Raw genomic sequence first — 15,983 nt, forward strand, 5'->3', positions numbered from 1 at the left:
CCCATTTTAACTTTCCTGTTTAATTTTTTGATTAAGTTTTCTTTTTTAAATATCAGGACTTACGCAGATGAACTGAAAATCAATAGCATCAAACTATTAACTGTCTAGAATATGGCTTTATTAACTATCTGGAATATGGCTTCAATCTCCAGTCTTTGTCATAATTGATTTTGTTTCTCACCTGCGTAAGTCCTAAATGCTAAAACTGAAATGATCTGAGTTATTTGCTTAAAGTTTGCTTCTTTTCATTAGCAAGGAATTGGTAGTTACCGAGACCGAACTGAGAGCCATGAAAGCAGCGGCAAGTTCAGGTGTAATCAGGATTCTGTGAACGAAGGGGTAAAGGATTCCGGCTGCAATTGGAATTCCTATCGTGTTATATCCAAAAGCCCATAGAAGGTTCTGTTTGATCTTGTTTATGGTAAGCCGGCTAAGCTTAATAGCTGCGACCACATCTCTTGGGTCATTTTTGATAAGCACAATTTTTGCGGATTCCATTGCTACATCCGTACCTGCCCCCATTGCAATTCCAACATCTGACTGAATTAACGCAGGAGCATCATTAATGCCGTCACCCACCATTCCGACAAGGTTACCCTCTTCCTGAAGCTTTTTAATTTCATTGGCTTTGTCTTCAGGAAGTACCTCTGCCAGTACTCTGGAAATACCTACCTCTTTTGCTATTGCACTGGCTGTAACAGCATTGTCGCCAGTAATCATAACTACTTCCAGACCCATTTTCTTAAGAGTTTCAACAGCCTCTCTTGAATTTTCCTTCAGGGTGTCAGCAACTGCAACAAGGCCAATAATTTCTTCTCCGAAAGCCACGAGCATTGCAGTCTTTCCGCTTTTCTCAAAGGCCCGCATTTCAGCTTCTAATTCTTTAAAGGAAATTCCCTTTTCTTCCATAAGTTTTCGCGTGCCGAGCAAAATTCTTTTTTCTTCAAAGTATGCTTCTACTCCTTTTCCGGGAACGGAATGGAAGTTTTCTGCCTTTTCCGGGCTGATCCCCTGCTCTTCGGCCGCTTTTACAATAGCTTCCCCAAGAGGATGTTCGGATCCTCTCTCAGCCGTTGCTGCAATAAAAAGTACACTCTTTTCCTCGTGACCGGAAACGGCGACCAAATCTGTCAGTTTCGGAGTGCCTGCCGTAAGCGTGCCTGTTTTGTCGAAAACAATAGTATGAAGTTTGTGCGCTCTCTCAAGGGCTTCCCCACCTTTTATAAGAACCCCGTTCTCAGCACCTCTACCCGTACCAACCATAATGGCTGCAGGAGTTGCAAGCCCTACTGCACACGGGCATGAGATTACAAGGACAGTAATCGCTATAAGCAGGGAAAACAGGAATGGGCTGATTCCACCCAGAGTTACGGATTCTCCCACTCCATAACGCCAGTAACCTATGAAAAACCAGAAGAAAAAGGCCAGAAGCGAAATAATATGCACGGTTACTATGAAGTTTCCGGCAAAAACGTCTGCAACCCTCTGGATAGGAGCTTTCGTAGTCTGCGCAGTTTCAACAAGCCTGATTATCTGGGCAAGGGCAGTATCAGCCCCAACCTTTGTAGCCCGAAAATTGAAAGAGCCTGTCTTGTTAAGAGTGGACCCTATAACGGTATCACCGGGTATTTTCTCTACAGGGATGCTTTCTCCGGTAAGCATGGACTCATCTACTGCAGAACTTCCCTCAACTACCGTTCCGTCAACAGGAATCTTTTCTCCGGGCCGGACAACAACAATATCGCCAACTGCCACTTCTTCAACAGGTACCTCCTTTTCAATGCCGTTTACAAGGATTCTGGAAGTTTTTGCCCTGAGGCCCATCAGTTTTCTAATTGCTTCGGAGGTCTGGCCCCTTGCCCTTGCCTCAAGATACCTGCCAAGGACAATGAAAATAATCAGAAAAGCTACAGTGTCATAGTAAAGATTATTATACCCTGGACCAAGATCAAGAAATGTTGCTGCTACACTGATAAGGTAGGCAGACCCTGTCCCTGCTGCAATCAGCAGATTCATGTCAGTTACGCCATACTTGAACCCCTTAATAGCCCCGACAAAAAACTGTCTGCCAGGGAAAAGGAGAACAAGAGTGGACAGTACAAAAAGAACGATATGATTGGAAAGGAAATCAGGTACAAATGACAGGAAAGGAAACATCATGCTCATGTTTCCTAGCCCTATTGGAATCCCTAGAACAAGAGCAATAATCAGGTTATTTCTCTGTCTTCGGATCTCGGAATCCCTGGACATCTGCTCTCTGTCTTCATACTCAACAGCTTCAGTCTTAACAAACGCCCCATAGCCAATTCCCTGAACTGCGGCAATTATTTCTCTGACAGAGACGCGGGAGGAGTCAAACTCCACAACTGCCTTTTCAAGCGGGAAATTTACGGATGCTGAAATTACGCCTTCAATCCTGTTAAGGACTTTCTCGATATTTGCAGCACAGGAAGCACAGCTCATACCTTCAAGACTCAGAGTTACAGTGTCTTTTTCTACCTTATATCCGATAGATTCGATAGTTTCCTCAATCTCCTTTGGAGAGATAAGCGAAGGCTCAAAACCTACCTTTGCCCTTCCAAGTTCAAGGTTAACAACTACTGAATCTACGCCTGCTTTTTTCTTCAGTACTCTTTCAATATTTGAGGCACAGGCCGAACAGGTCATACCGGAAACTCCAAGCGTAATTTCTTTTCGACCGGTTTTCGGGCCTGAGTTTCGAGTTTCTTCTTCTGTCAGTTCACAAGTTTCAGTTAAGGGACAGGTTTGAGGAACCTCTTTAGATTCCTTTGGTTCCTCTAAAGCCGACTCCGGAGTTTTTGAAGTCTCCTCTCCAATCTCTATTGTGCCGAGAACTTCTGTCCTGGCCTCTTCCTGAACCTCGTTTTCATTTTCTGTTGGATATCCTGCCTTCCGAATAGCTGCCTTTATGTCATCAAGGCTTACTTTTTCAGGATCAAAGCTAACCGTCGCACTTTCGGATTCAAGATTTACATCAACGGATTCCACCCCTTCAAGAGAAGAAATGGCATCCGTTACTCTTTTTTGGCAGTGACCACAGGTCATGTCATAAACTTTTATAGTAACTTCCATCGGATCTGCCGCCTACTCAGATTTTTCAGGACTGCCCGGGATTTAAAAGTTTCTTCCGAGCTCTTCTACAGATATATATCCAGTTTTAAGTAAAGTCATCTGTATGAAACACGTATAATTTATCCGGCTGCCAGAGATTACATTCATAGTTTTTCAGGAATATTGATATTTACCCTGGAACCCTCATTGACAAAGGTAATCTATCTTGCGATCTTGTCCTTGCAGTACCTGCATGAAGGTTGCGTCTATTATAAACGTGCTATCCCCACATGTTTACTCCCAAAGCGCAGTTATATTTTTCAAACAGGCGCTTCACCCATATATAAAAGCTTGTACCTTTTAGTATAATTTTTAGTATATTTTTAGTATGAGTTTTAGTGTGACTTTTAGTAGAATAATCTTTAAACCAACAAGAAATTTAGGCTCTTCGTGTATTGTATGAATTAAAAATAATTAGTTAGAAAGTATTCATATCAAATCAAATATAAAAACATTAAGATTGAATGTAATTTTCAATCATAAATGCTTCTAAATTTTAGATATGCTACTTCAATATTTTGGAACTAAATGTAAGTTACCCACTCGAAATGGCAAAGAGCCAATATTACTTACGTAAAACTATCACATTAGACAGGTTCATATCCGGCTTCCCTGATCGCATCTTTGACCTTTTCAGTGTTTGCCTTCCCTTCTTCATAATCAATAGTTACCTGTTTGGTCTGAAGGTTTACGTCCGCCTTCTGTACCCCTTCGACAGCTTCAACTGCTTTTTTAACTCTCATCTGACAGTGCATACAGGACATGCCTTCAACTTTTATGGTTTCTTGTGTCATAGAATATCTCCAACTATAATTTACGTTAAACTATAATTTATGTTAAACTATATTTATTTCCAACTATAAGTCTAAACATTTTTAATATAAATATCACTTACGCAGTTGAACTGAAAAGTCAAAGTACCAAATCGTTAACTATCTAAAACAAGGCTTTAATTCACAGTCTTTTCGGTTATGGTTTTGTTTCTCAAGTGCATAAGTCCTAATAACTCAAAGATTGAACCTCAAGTTTTCAAGTTTTAAGTTTTCAAGTTTTAAGTTTCCAAGTTTTAAGTTTCCAAGTTTTAAGTTTCCAAGTTTTAAGTTTCCAAGTTTTAAGTTTCCAAGTTTTAAGTTTCCAAGTTTTAAGTTTCCAAGTTTTAAGTTTCCAAGTTTTAAGTTTCCAAGTTTTAAATTCCAAGTTTTAAAAACCATATGTATGATTCTACGAGTTTCTTACGCCGAATCATTATGGTTTCAAAACCAGATTACTGGACTTATGGGTTTAAACAAACACATAGTTAGCTGTCAATGGAGATCAATGTACCTGAGAACGTTGTATTTTCAGTTGAACTGTGCAGTACTGACTGAAAAAACAGTAATGACTGAGAAGACTGAGAAAACAGTAATATAAGACTCTCAGCAGTTTAAAATACGAGCTTTTTGACTTATTTTTCTAGTTTATTAAAATTTTCCTTTGTTTACTTGCATTCTTGACCCTCCTCTTTTTTATACATTCTTTCCAGAGGATCTTTACCGTTCTTAAACATAGCTCCATAAGGCTCAAATTTACCTATGCCGTTGACAGTACAGAAATGCATACCCTCGTCTGATCCTGTCATCATTAAAGGCTTGGCTTTTTCTACGTCCCAGGAACCACTTTCTTTGTCGTAGACACTGTCTTCTACCTCAAGATATACTACTTTGCCAAGAATCAATGCATAGGGAAAACCATCATACACTTCTTCAATTATATGATCTAGTTTACATTCCATCCATGCGTAGCATCCTTCAATTCCTGGTGCCTTGATCTTTTTTGAAGGTTTCTCCTTTAGACCAGCTAATTCGAATTCATCAATATCGGGAGGGACATGTAAGGCTGTTGGTATCACTTTATCCGCCATATCAGTACCGGGCATGTTAATAACGAATTCTCCTGTACTTCTTAAGTTAACTAATGTATCTCTCCTTTTTGCCGAAGCTACACAAACTAAATCAAAAGGACGTAAAACAGGCATAAAGCAAGAATATGGTGCTATATTTCTAACTCCGTTTTCACTAATCGTTGATATAAATGTAACTGGCATGGGAACTATCGATTCTCGTTTGAAGTTTTCCAATATCATATTACCACTACGCTATTTACAATTGTCTCCTTTCTCGATCTCAAAAGTGAACTCCTGAGATTAGAAAGTCAGCAACTGATTCGATTTCCGGAAGTTCCACTTTTAGCTCTTCTCCTTCAAACCCTGCTAGAAATATTTCCGAGTTTGAAGGAACTGAAGTCAGAATATGGTTTTTACCCACGGTTTCCATCATTAACTGAATTCCTATTTTGTCTGCACGATTAAGAATAAAATATAGAGGCTTTCCGGCTTTTTCGGCAAGTTCACTTATTTTTTTAGAAAGCCTTATGGATTCGTAAGATGGATCAAGCACCATTAACACAAGGTCACAACCCTCTTCAACTCCCCTTCCAAAATGCTCGATACCAGCTTCGGTATCCACAAATACAATGTCTTCAGGAGTAGTTTCCGTATTTTTCAGAAAATTTCTTGCAAGAGCACCCATCGGACAGGCACATCCCTCTCCGAAGTCATGAATCTTGCCTATTGTTATCATTTTAATGTTTTCCTTTTCTACAGCATAAGCTTCTGGAATATCAGAAATTTGCCATTTATTTTCAAAAATACTGACGGTATCTCCCTTCTGATAAGCCTGCATTAGTTTTTCCCCAAGGGTTTTTTTCCCTCCAAGATAATTCATGAAATCTTCGGGCATATCAAGGCCTAGCTGTTTATGAAGCCCGAAATTTGACTCATCGCTATCAACCACAAGTACATTATAATCTTTTTTAGCCATGGATTTTGCAAGCAGAGCAGTAATAGTACTCTTGCCACTTCCGCCTTTTCCACATATAAGAACTTTCATCCTTTTACCTCTGTATAAGAATATCTATTGTTAAAAAATACTTAAATAATAACATATATTATTAATAATCACAATACATTCTATAGTATTAATAACATAAAGTTAATAGTGATAAAGTGACTATGAAAAAGAATAGTAACGGAATTTGTTTGTGCCCCATTGAAGGGATTATCACCATAATATCCAAAAAATGGGCAATACAGGTTATTAGTGCCCTTGGACATCACAATAGATTACGATTCAATGATCTCATGAACACTCTTGAGGGTATCAGCCCAAAGTCACTTACCGACCTGTTAAAAGAACTCCAAAAAGAAGGCCTGATCCAACGAGAAGCATTTCCCGAGATACCTCCGAGGGTTGAATACTTTTTGACAGACGATGGAAAAGAGCTTTGTGAAGTAATAATTCCTTTAATAAAATGGGCGGAGAAAAGGGATAATCTGCATCATGAAATCTTTAATTCCACCTGAAAAAGTACAGGTACTCCTTAAAAGCGACTGCACGTATGAAAGAGAAAGCATAACTGTTTGATCATAAGAATAATGTACTTCGGAACCTGTGCTTAGAACCACATAAATATTAAATTTAAAACTCCTTTAAAATTACGCTTGTTTAAAATACCCTTAAAAGTCCGTTAAATCTAAAGCAATTTTCATTTCATTAGAAGAAAAAATAGCACTTACTATTCTATCCTAAATAGCATTTGCTATCCTTTTCCACCAATGACCACAGGTCATGTCATGGACTTTTATAGTAACTTCTATTGGATCTGCCACAATTCAGATATCGGATAACTGTCCGGTAGCGGATCTGTAACTATTCAGGCCTTTCAGGATTGCCCTGCTTAAATGATTTTTCCGGGATCCTCTACGATTTTATAGCCAGCTTTAAGCAAAGCCATCTGTATGACATATGCGTCAGTTATTCGGCTATCATAGGTTACATTTACTGTTCTTTCAGGAATATTGATATTTACTCTGGAAACCCCATTGATAGAGGTAACGAGTCTTGCAACCATGTCCTTGCAGTACCTGCATACCAGATCATCTACGATGAATGTTGTCTCTCCGATGTATTCACCCCCACAACATAATTGTATTTTTCAAACAGGCGCTTCACCCATATGTAAAGTTTATTACTTTTACGATATATTCTTTGAAACCATTACTAGATATTATTTGCATTTGTACCTTTTATATATATTCTTTGAAACCAGCACCAGCTATTATTTACGTGAGACTACATTAAACAGGCACATACCCGGTTTCACGAATTGTAGCCTTGACCTTTTCAAGGTTTTCCTTTCCTTCTTCAAAATCAATAGTTACCTGTTTGGTCTGAAGGTTTACATCCGCCCTCTGTACTCCTTCTACAGCTTCAACAGCCTTTTTAACCCTCAACTGGCAGTGCATACAGGACATGCCTTCAACCTTGACGGTTTCTTGAGTCATGTTTTCAATCTCCGTATAACTTTACCTGATAATTTAACATAATAAATTAATAAAATAATTTCTGGAATATTGTAGGATTAATAATAATATGTCTGCTTTGCCACAAATTCTTTGCGTAACTCAGTGTCGCGTCAATCCTCAAGGATTGAACTATTTTGAATATTTGTAGTCGATTTTATACGACACCTTAGTGTATACTCGGCACTCAGATTAATCAGACGAGTTCATCGCTATTTCAGGTAATTCATGTCCACGAGGTAGATTCTTCTTAGAAGGTTCAGGGATAGGCAAAAACAAATTTTCCCCACCAAATTAGTCCAGTCTTTATTTTATACGTTGATTATTTACTACATGCGTAAACTTTGTTTTAACATTAAATTTACTCGTTGTCATTCCTGGTCCGAACGTAAATGTAAAAATATCTTTTCTCCAACAAAAATAAGTAACATTCCTATAAGTGCTACGACAACTAATAAAGTATCAGTGGATGCTTTTATCAATAGTAGAGAGCTTAGAATAACTGCATCAAGCGCGATTGCTGTAATGACGATATACGGTTTTATATCAATGTCTTCACGCATGTGACGCAAAAGTCCCCAATGTATAATGATATCCATAACTAAATAAAAAATTGCTCCAAGAGAGGCAATTCTACTTAAATCAAAAAAGATTGTTAGTAATATAGCAACAACAACTGTGTAAACCAGAGTATGTTTCTGGACATTTCCTGGCATGTCAAAATGTTTGTGTGGTACTAAATGCATGTCAGTTAACATAGCAAGCATGCGGGAAACTGCAAAGACACTGGCAATTATGCCTGAAGTTGTTGCAATAATCGCTAATATTACAGTAAACCACAAACCAAAATTTCCAAAAGCCGGTCTTGCTGCTTCTGCCAGTGCGAAGTTCTTTGCCTGAATGATTTGAGGCAGAGTAAGATTACCAGCAACTGCTAAAGCTGCTAAAAGGTAAACAATTGTACAAATTGCTATGGAAATAACTATTGCTCTACTCACATTCTGGTGAGGGTTATCAATTTCTGATCCACTGTTAGTAATTGTTGTAAAACCTTTGTAAGCAAGTACAGCCAGTGCTATAGATGCTAAATATTCTTCCGTCGTGGTTACTGTCGTGTCTGGAGATGTGCTAGTAAAAGAAAAATCCGCAAGCCATAATCCAGCAATTCCAAAGATAGCGATACCGGCGATTTTTATAAAAGCCATAAAGGAAGAAAATTCTTCAATTACACGGTTACCAGAGATATTAACTACAAAAGCAAAGACGAGTAATCCAACACCTAAAAGTGGTACAAGGAAGCTTCCTTCTTCTATATTAAAGAGTTGGATTGTATAGGTCCCAAAAGTACGGGCAACAAGGCTTTCATTAATCACCATGGAAAAAGCCATTAGTAATGCCCCAAAGCCGGTAATAAGTCCTTTACCATATGCTTTTTCCAGGTACATGGCAATTCCTCCGGCTGAAGGATAAGTATTGGAAAATTTGATGTAAGAATATGCACTGAAGGCAGTTACAATAGCACCTATAAGAAACACTGTTGGAAATAACCCTCCAGCTAGTTCAGCGACCTGTCCTAAAAGTGCAAAAATACCTGCACCAATCATTACGCCAGTGCCCAAAGATACAGCGCCTTTAAGTGTCAAACTATTTGGTTTGTATCTGTTCATTCCTGGTTCCATCCATCTCAATTAGTATGCGTTAAGTTTTTTACATTAATGAGACTCACAGCATACACTCTATAGCAGCTAAACGCCCCTCTAGCTAAACATCCCTCTAGCTAAATACCCATCTGGCTAAACGCCCCTCTAGCTAAATACCCATCTGGCTAAGTAAAAATTGAACGAATAGGAAACTTTGTAGCTTCTTACAGCTCTGGATTTTTGAAAGCTAAGCTCAATGGAAAAGGTCAATTTTCCCTTATCTTATTCCCCTATACACAGGTGTAACCTGCAAGCATCCAGATGCCTGTCAACGACAGAAGTCCAGATTTCAAATACCGTCTGCCGTGCAAAAGTTTTTCTGCAAATGTATATAGAAGGTTATTATCTATTGAATTATATAATAGTTTATTTTGAGCGACTATATCGGATAGGAGAGAATTCTCTGCATACAAATGTTTAACAAAAATTAAGAAATAACTTTTAAGACGATATGAGAACTTTTTGTAGAATAGTGATTAAGAGCGAGTGATTGAATATATCCACGCCAAAGTTTCACTTACAAATCCAAAAACACCTAATAAAGTAATATTTCCTTTTCCTTTAATTATAAGGTATGCAGAAATGATTATCAGTATAGCTAAAAATATATTCTTTGACATTTCATCAAGTAAACGATGTTTTTTGAAAATATCACCTTTAGCCTACAATTTTTCCAGTTCCTGAATATAGATAGGAGGAAGCAGATCCGAACGTTTGCTCAGAGTTTGGCTAAGTTTTATAAAAGTAGGACCAAGTTCTTAAAAAGCAAACCTGAGTTTTACAGCGTTACTCCGGTTTTTCAAATCAATGGAACACGTACATTTTTTATTTTGTAATAGCCCCGATGAGTATCTTTATACAAAAGTGAAAACAGATTATATTTAAAAAACACTTTTTTAATGGCAAGATATCTTTTTGCTCTTTCAAGCATAATAACACATATTGAGAGCTTTAAATAAATAGAAATTTAGTTTGATAATGTTTTTCTCTGTTTTTAATTTGTTCAGTAATTAACAATTAACATTCTTCAACATTGCAGTTAATTTTAGACATATAAACATAGGTACCGAAACATTGGTACTGAAGATACTCCTGCTCAGTATCTTGAAGGTTTCACATCAAGCGTTTTTTCATTTCTTCAAACTCTTCTTCAGTAATTTCGCCTCTTGCATATCTTTCCTTTGCAATATCCAGCGCAGATTTCTCTTCACTTCTTCTAGTTTTATTTTGCTCAACAAACCATCTAATTAGTAAATAAGCTAGCACAATTATGATAATCCAGAAAATAAGTCCGAAAAACATACCCCCATACCCCATCATGCCGTAACCGTAATGATTTATAAATCCATCCATTGTCACCACCCCCTTAATCGAAATTATGTTTTGAATAAGGTTTTCATTTGAGTTATTCAAGGTTATGTGATTACTGAAAATTCTATATCTCTCACTTCCTTTCTTGAGTCTCTTTCGTCCTTTAGTGGTTTAAACTTTCTGAGTATTTACAATTGCAAAAGATCTAGAAGCCTCTAATCCAGACACTATAATCTGGAAAAACGTAAATCAAAAAATTTAACTTTTAAGATACCTAGAATTGTAATACCAGGCTACCGACAGAAATTCAGCTTGTTGTATTCATCCCGCCCAGATAAGGTCCGTGCCATGTATGCACCCAGATCTGGCCATTATAGGCATTTACGCTCAACATTCCTTCAATATCTTGTCTTCCAAAATCAAAAGTGTAATAACCGGGCATTTCATTAGATTCCATGACCTGCGCTCCCGGCAGGTAGCCTGTCAAGAAATCTCCTGCCAGCTTTTTAGCCTCATTCATATCATATTGAGGACCTCCGGTCGTTGTTCTGCCAGCTCCAAAGCGCGTGTTCCACATCATGTTTGGTCCTGGTTCAGGATAGGCTGATCCTGAATAGCGGTCCACTAGAACTTCAGCTATATTCTGACTGCTGTTTGTGTCTTTTAGAACAGCATAATAGTTGCCGCTGAATACCATGAAGTCCTCGACCTGAATATTCGAGCCATATTGACTGGCAAAGCTCTCTATATTTTTCAAAGCCTCGTCCTGGGTTACAGGTTTTGACTCCGGATAATATATTGCCATCATATTGCCCATCATTCCCGGTCCGTAGCTATAGTTATAGCTTGGATTGTTCATCATTCCCGGCCCTATATGCCCGGGCTGATAACCGCCTTGATTATAGGTTGAACTATACATCATCGGCCTGAAGGCTAAAAAAGCAAGAAGTAATATTATTACCAGTACTAACAGGCCAATTATGATATTTTTGCTGTCTGCCATGATTACCCCAAATTATACAATATAAAATCCCCAAAATTTGTCTATAAAGATCAGTAGTACGACACTGGAGGAATTTGGTTTAACGTTGACTTTCCTCTCTAAGATTTAGACGATTTAATTTTAGCCCTCAAAAATTCCTGAACCTTTAAATACGGCTTTTGCTTCCTCAATACTGAGATCCTCGGGGGGTACGATAATATCGGACTGAAGAATTTCTTTCGCCTCAATAGCCTCTCCTTTTTCCTTTATTTCTGAAATCAACTTAGAGAGTTCCTTCCTAAACTCGTCAGCTTTTCCTTCCTCAACCAGGTCCAGGATCCGGTTATCAATCTGGTTCAAGTCGTCACAGAGAGTTTCAGGCGCCCTATATTGGCCTTCACCCATAATCCTGATTATCAATCTTCAGACCTCCTTTCTTTCGTCCGTACCTTCTTCTCCGGTTTTCACTTTTTCAGGATCTTTTCCGACTTCGGCCTTAAGCCTGGCGAGTTCGGATTCTACATTGCTCTGGGAACTTATCTTTGAGAGTTCCCGATCAATTTCGTCCCTGCCGCTTGTAAGGTCTTCAAGTGTACCTGCTTCCATAAGTTCATCAATTGCCTCAGCCCGAGCTTTCATTTCTTCGGTTTTGTTTTCAGCTCTCTCAAGTGCAAGCCCTACATCTGCCATCTCTTCGCTGATACCAGTAACAGATTCGTTTATTTTCACATGGGCTTCAGCAGCTGAGTACTGGGCTTTTATGGACTCTTTTCTTGTCTTGAAAATTTCCACTTTGGTTGAAAGGCGCTTTTCCGACTCTACCAGCTTTTCTTGCTGCTGATCAAGTTCTGCAATTTCCAGATCAATTCCTTCGACCTGTTGCGCAAGGGCAGCTTTTCTCTCAAGAGCCAGCCTTGCAAGATCATCACTGTCAGCGACAACTGCGTCTCTTGCCTGCTTTTCAAGCTTATCAGTGTTTTGAACCAGTTTTACACGCTGGAGCTGGAGGCGCTTTTTTGAACTTGCAACCTCTGCAACTCCTTTTTTGACATTTTGAAGAAGTTCGAGCTGCCTTTCATAGGAATAGTCAAGGGTCTCTCTTGGATCTTCCATTCTGTTAAGCAACTTGTTCATCTTAGATTTGAACACCGTTTCAATTCTTGAAAATAATCCCATGTATCTCCCCCATTGCTTTTTTAAATCGTCAAGAATCTGGTCTTAAAGATTCACACTTTCATAAAATAAATATTGAAATTTGTCTACCTACAGATAAATTCAATGACTTCTATAATACCCCAATAATTAAAGAAGCGTTGGATATATATCAGTTACCCAATGATTAAACGTAAGGTTATAATTTTTTGTAGATTATCTAAAGTGTGGTATAAATCTCGAAACTTTTGCCATGTAGCAGGAATATCCTTTGCCAAAAATCCCAATGCCTCTTGCTCCTCCTTTCTTGCCAGTCTCTTGTACCTCAAGGATTGGGAACATGATAAAAGTCAATATTTTTGGCCATTGGACCAGAGAACCCAGCATAATAAGAGATAGAACTATTTTCTATGATAAGAAACTAGATTGATTATTCAGAATATGAGATTAAGATAAACAATTTTTAGTTTTAGGCTCAGCTCAGTAGAGACTTGTAGCAGTTAAATCATTTTACTCAAGATCCGATCTGCGTATCAATCTCAATCCGCTAGAAAGCGAACGGTTAATTCAACAAGAATTCCCAGCATCATGAGTAGAGTCACGATCAGCAAAGCAGTCGACCACATCCTTACATCATATACCCTCATGAATTTTCTTATGCCCTCTGAACCCGAAAAAAGCCCTGAAAATAATGCAAATAATACTATCATTATTACGCTTACTGATATCCAGTGGTGACCTGTAAGTGTTATCAGGAATTGTTTAAAGTCGGCTGAGAGATCATGGGCAATGACAATGCAGCCGGTTAAAAACACGGCGATTGTAGCTGATGCGATAAAAATTACTTTTTTCACCTCAAGCCCTCCGTCCCAATTTGACCAGCATTTGATATAATCGCTCCCATCAGGAACATAAGCAGCACCATGAAAAGCGCCAGAAAAGAAATCATTGTAAGAGCGCGCCTGAGTTTAGCATCATCAAGAAAGTTATTTTTGTCAAGAATGGACAGAGTAATTGACAGGGCTAGAACAATTATGGGCAGAAAGACGAAAACATGCTCTTTCATCTCCATTATAATCTCGTGCGCCCAGGGATAAGGACCTTCAAGGATAATGGGTTTTACCTGAGAGCTATAGGATGTTAAATAATTATAGCCTCCTGCTATCCAGCATCCCGCGGTCACAAAGAATACCGCCAGATAGCTGGCCACCCTCACCCTGGAGAGTGATCTGTCTTTTGGATACAGCAGCTCCAGAATGATCCAGACAAGAACAAGGGAAGCGAGGCCTCCAGATACTGAATGAAGAAGGACCAGATTTTTTGTTCCGGAAATTACACCATTGTACAGGCCCCAGCTAGCATCGATAAATAGAACTGGTGCTAGGGCATAACCCAGTGTTTTGTGCAACTCCCTGTACCTTGCCCGGCTTTTTAAAATCAGGCTTGGAATAACCTGAAGGACCACTAGGAGAAGAATAACCAGCCCTAGTTTTCCGTGAACAGACAATAGTATTGATTCTCCGTGCTGCAACCTTATCCATAAACCGTAGATGAACGATCCCAGGATAAAGGTTCCAAAGTAAATGCCGTACTTTTTATGGAGCTTGAAGGCATTTCCTGAACCTCTCTTAATTCTTCCTCTGAGCGTAGCTCCGGTCGTGAGGGCATAAACCATCAGTAATAAGCTGATAATAGCTATCAGGGCATGACCTATCCAGTTCTCATACACAAAGGCAACGCCGCCAATAATCAAAAGTAAAGCCAGACCTGTGTATATATCCGATCTCGTTCTTCTGTTTGAGTCCTCAGAAATCTAAAACCCCCCAAAAAGCTCAATTCTAAAAACTTTTCAAATATCCCAGTTAGCTAAACTGAAATCAACTTTTACCCTAATACCAAATCAAATCCATATGAAGACCTGAAAAGTCGGAATACATCACTCATTACTCTATAAAGCTGCTCGAGGCATAAGGTACCTCTTAAGAGATCTTCAATAGCTGAGTTTTCTTAATAACTGATCTTAATAGCAAGGTTTCTTTTAGGTTACGGACAGTAATACTAGTCATATATTAATATTAATCCACAAATAATAGTATTCACGTAAATTAATATAATATCGTTCCAAGAAAATTTTTTACAAAGAAAGGTCATAATTTACCTCGGATTCCGTAGTAAATATCCTTGAGAATACAATAATAAGTAAAACTATTCACACTCAGGCCATAACGCAGTACAATACTGTGTAATATGGTTACGCAACATTGTTGCGTAATGTATTATGTAACATGGTCGACCTGATTGGACATGGTTGAATCTGATTGAGTCTAATCTAGTCCGATCGAATATGGTTGGGTAGCATGCTTGTCTATGAAGAAATTATCTATATAGCCCTGCTTACACTGCTGGCAAGCCTGATCGGGACTCTGGCCGGTTTTGGAATATCCACAATCATGGTACCCATTCTCCTGGTTACTCTTCCTCTGCCTCAGACTTTACTCCTGGTAGGCATAGTTCATTGGTTTAATGATATCTGGAAGATACTCTTATTTAGGAAAGGAATAAGATGGAAGCTTCTCCTTGCCTTCGGTCTTCCAGGAATCTTTGCCAGTTTCTTGGGATCATCTTTATTCTTGAGAGTTTCGCATGAAATTCTCTCAAGAGCTTTAGGAGCATTCCTTATAGCCTATGTTCTCTTCATTATATTTAACCAAACATTCAAACTGAGTCAGAAGTTATCGGTAGCAATATCCAGTGGAGCCCTTACCGGATTTTTTGCAGGTATCTTCGGCATAGGCGGGGAGATAAATGCAGTAGTTTTGAGCACTTTCAACCTGGAAAAAGCCGTTTATGTTGCAACTGCTGGCGCTATATCTTTTATGATCGACTCTACAAGGATAGCAATATATATCCAAGGAGGTACAAGACTCGACCCTGTCCTTGTATCAGGCTTTTTGATCTTCATACCAGTATCTTTAATCGGGGCAATAATCGGGAAAAAAGGAGTTGCAAAAATACCCCAGGAAAAGTTCAGGAACTTTGTGTCAATTTTCATATTTTTATTTGGCTTGAAACTGTTACTGTTCCCATAATTTGGCAGTACTTCCTGCTCTATAGTTTTTGAAACTCTTGTAATTTCGCATCTTTGTGTTGAGTTAATTATGTTGGTTTGATTGTGCTGATTTGATTATGTTGATTTGATTGTGCTAATTTGATTATGCTGATTTGATTGTGTTGATTTTTATATTAGGTTAATTTTACTGAATTGTGCGACTTGATTATGTTGGCTTGATTGTGTTGAGTTAACTGT

The 15,983-nt window shown here is 38.5% G+C and carries 16 protein-coding genes; 2 read left to right on the forward strand and 14 right to left on the reverse strand.

Annotation, left to right across the window (positions count from 1 at the left end):
- Positions 1–228 precede the first annotated feature (228 nt).
- From MSBR3_RS07400 to MSBR3_RS07420, 5 genes are all read right to left on the reverse strand, one after another.
- A complete protein-coding gene (locus tag MSBR3_RS07400; RefSeq protein ID WP_048107353.1) occupies positions 229–3,093 on the reverse strand; it encodes a heavy metal translocating P-type ATPase in 2,865 nt (954 codons plus the stop codon).
- Positions 3,094–3,719: 626 nt separating this feature from the next.
- Positions 3,720–3,926 (reverse strand): heavy-metal-associated domain-containing protein, encoded by a 207-nt coding sequence (locus tag MSBR3_RS07405; RefSeq protein ID WP_048107354.1) that lies wholly within the window; start codon positions 3,924–3,926, stop codon positions 3,720–3,722.
- Between the two features lie 213 nt (positions 3,927–4,139).
- On the reverse strand, positions 4,140–4,343 hold the full coding sequence (locus MSBR3_RS07410; protein ID WP_048107355.1) for a hypothetical protein: 204 nt from the start codon (positions 4,341–4,343) through the stop codon (positions 4,140–4,142).
- A gap of 266 nt (positions 4,344–4,609) precedes the next feature.
- The gene (locus MSBR3_RS07415) at positions 4,610–5,254 is read right to left on the reverse strand and encodes a flavin reductase family protein (RefSeq protein WP_048107356.1); all 645 of its coding nucleotides are present in this window, start codon (positions 5,252–5,254) and stop codon (positions 4,610–4,612) included.
- A gap of 40 nt (positions 5,255–5,294) precedes the next feature.
- Positions 5,295–6,059, reverse strand: coding sequence for an ATP-binding protein (locus MSBR3_RS07420; protein ID WP_048107357.1), 765 nt, complete (start codon positions 6,057–6,059; stop codon positions 5,295–5,297).
- Positions 6,060–6,181: 122 nt separating this feature from the next.
- Between MSBR3_RS07420 and MSBR3_RS07425 the strand changes: the two genes are divergently transcribed.
- A complete protein-coding gene (locus MSBR3_RS07425; protein WP_048107358.1) occupies positions 6,182–6,532 on the forward strand; it encodes a winged helix-turn-helix transcriptional regulator in 351 nt (116 codons plus the stop codon).
- Positions 6,533–6,906: 374 nt separating this feature from the next.
- On the opposite strand, the gene MSBR3_RS07430 is transcribed toward MSBR3_RS07425, so the two are convergent.
- The 9 genes from MSBR3_RS07430 to MSBR3_RS18865 all read right to left on the reverse strand — a co-directional run bounded on the left by MSBR3_RS07430 (position 6,907) and on the right by MSBR3_RS18865 (position 14,429).
- Positions 6,907–7,161, reverse strand: a complete 255-nt coding sequence (locus MSBR3_RS07430; protein ID WP_329956835.1) for a heavy-metal-associated domain-containing protein — start codon at positions 7,159–7,161, stop codon at positions 6,907–6,909.
- Positions 7,162–7,306: 145 nt separating this feature from the next.
- Positions 7,307–7,513 (reverse strand): heavy-metal-associated domain-containing protein, encoded by a 207-nt coding sequence (locus MSBR3_RS07435; protein WP_048107360.1) that lies wholly within the window; start codon positions 7,511–7,513, stop codon positions 7,307–7,309.
- Positions 7,514–7,902: 389 nt separating this feature from the next.
- Complete coding sequence (locus MSBR3_RS07440; protein ID WP_230627958.1) at positions 7,903–9,210, reverse strand: APC family permease; 1,308 nt, start codon at positions 9,208–9,210, stop codon at positions 7,903–7,905.
- A gap of 1,134 nt (positions 9,211–10,344) precedes the next feature.
- Positions 10,345–10,584, reverse strand: a complete 240-nt coding sequence (locus MSBR3_RS07445) for an SHOCT domain-containing protein (RefSeq protein ID WP_048107361.1) — start codon at positions 10,582–10,584, stop codon at positions 10,345–10,347.
- A gap of 265 nt (positions 10,585–10,849) precedes the next feature.
- On the reverse strand, positions 10,850–11,545 hold the full coding sequence (locus MSBR3_RS07450; protein ID WP_048107362.1) for a hypothetical protein: 696 nt from the start codon (positions 11,543–11,545) through the stop codon (positions 10,850–10,852).
- 120 nt (positions 11,546–11,665) lie between these two features.
- On the reverse strand, positions 11,666–11,944 hold the full coding sequence (pspAA, locus tag MSBR3_RS07455) for a PspA-associated protein PspAA (protein ID WP_048107363.1): 279 nt from the start codon (positions 11,942–11,944) through the stop codon (positions 11,666–11,668).
- Between the two features lie 3 nt (positions 11,945–11,947).
- Positions 11,948–12,700, reverse strand: a complete 753-nt coding sequence (locus tag MSBR3_RS07460; protein ID WP_048107364.1) for a PspA/IM30 family protein — start codon at positions 12,698–12,700, stop codon at positions 11,948–11,950.
- A 515-nt stretch (positions 12,701–13,215) separates the two neighbouring features.
- A complete protein-coding gene (locus MSBR3_RS07465) occupies positions 13,216–13,530 on the reverse strand; it encodes a hypothetical protein (RefSeq protein WP_048107365.1) in 315 nt (104 codons plus the stop codon).
- Entirely contained in the window at positions 13,527–14,429 is a 903-nt protein-coding gene (locus tag MSBR3_RS18865) for a DUF4079 family protein (RefSeq protein ID WP_052723322.1), read from the reverse strand. Before MSBR3_RS18865 ends, MSBR3_RS07465 begins: the two co-directional genes overlap by 4 nt.
- A gap of 604 nt (positions 14,430–15,033) precedes the next feature.
- On the opposite strand from MSBR3_RS18865, the gene MSBR3_RS07475 reads away from it, so the two are divergent.
- Entirely contained in the window at positions 15,034–15,765 is a 732-nt protein-coding gene (locus MSBR3_RS07475; protein WP_048107366.1) for a sulfite exporter TauE/SafE family protein, read from the forward strand.
- The last annotated feature ends 218 nt before the right edge of the window (positions 15,766–15,983 follow it).

The sequence above is a fragment of the Methanosarcina barkeri 3 genome (assembly GCF_000970305.1).
GTDB lineage: Archaea > Halobacteriota > Methanosarcinia > Methanosarcinales > Methanosarcinaceae > Methanosarcina > Methanosarcina barkeri_A.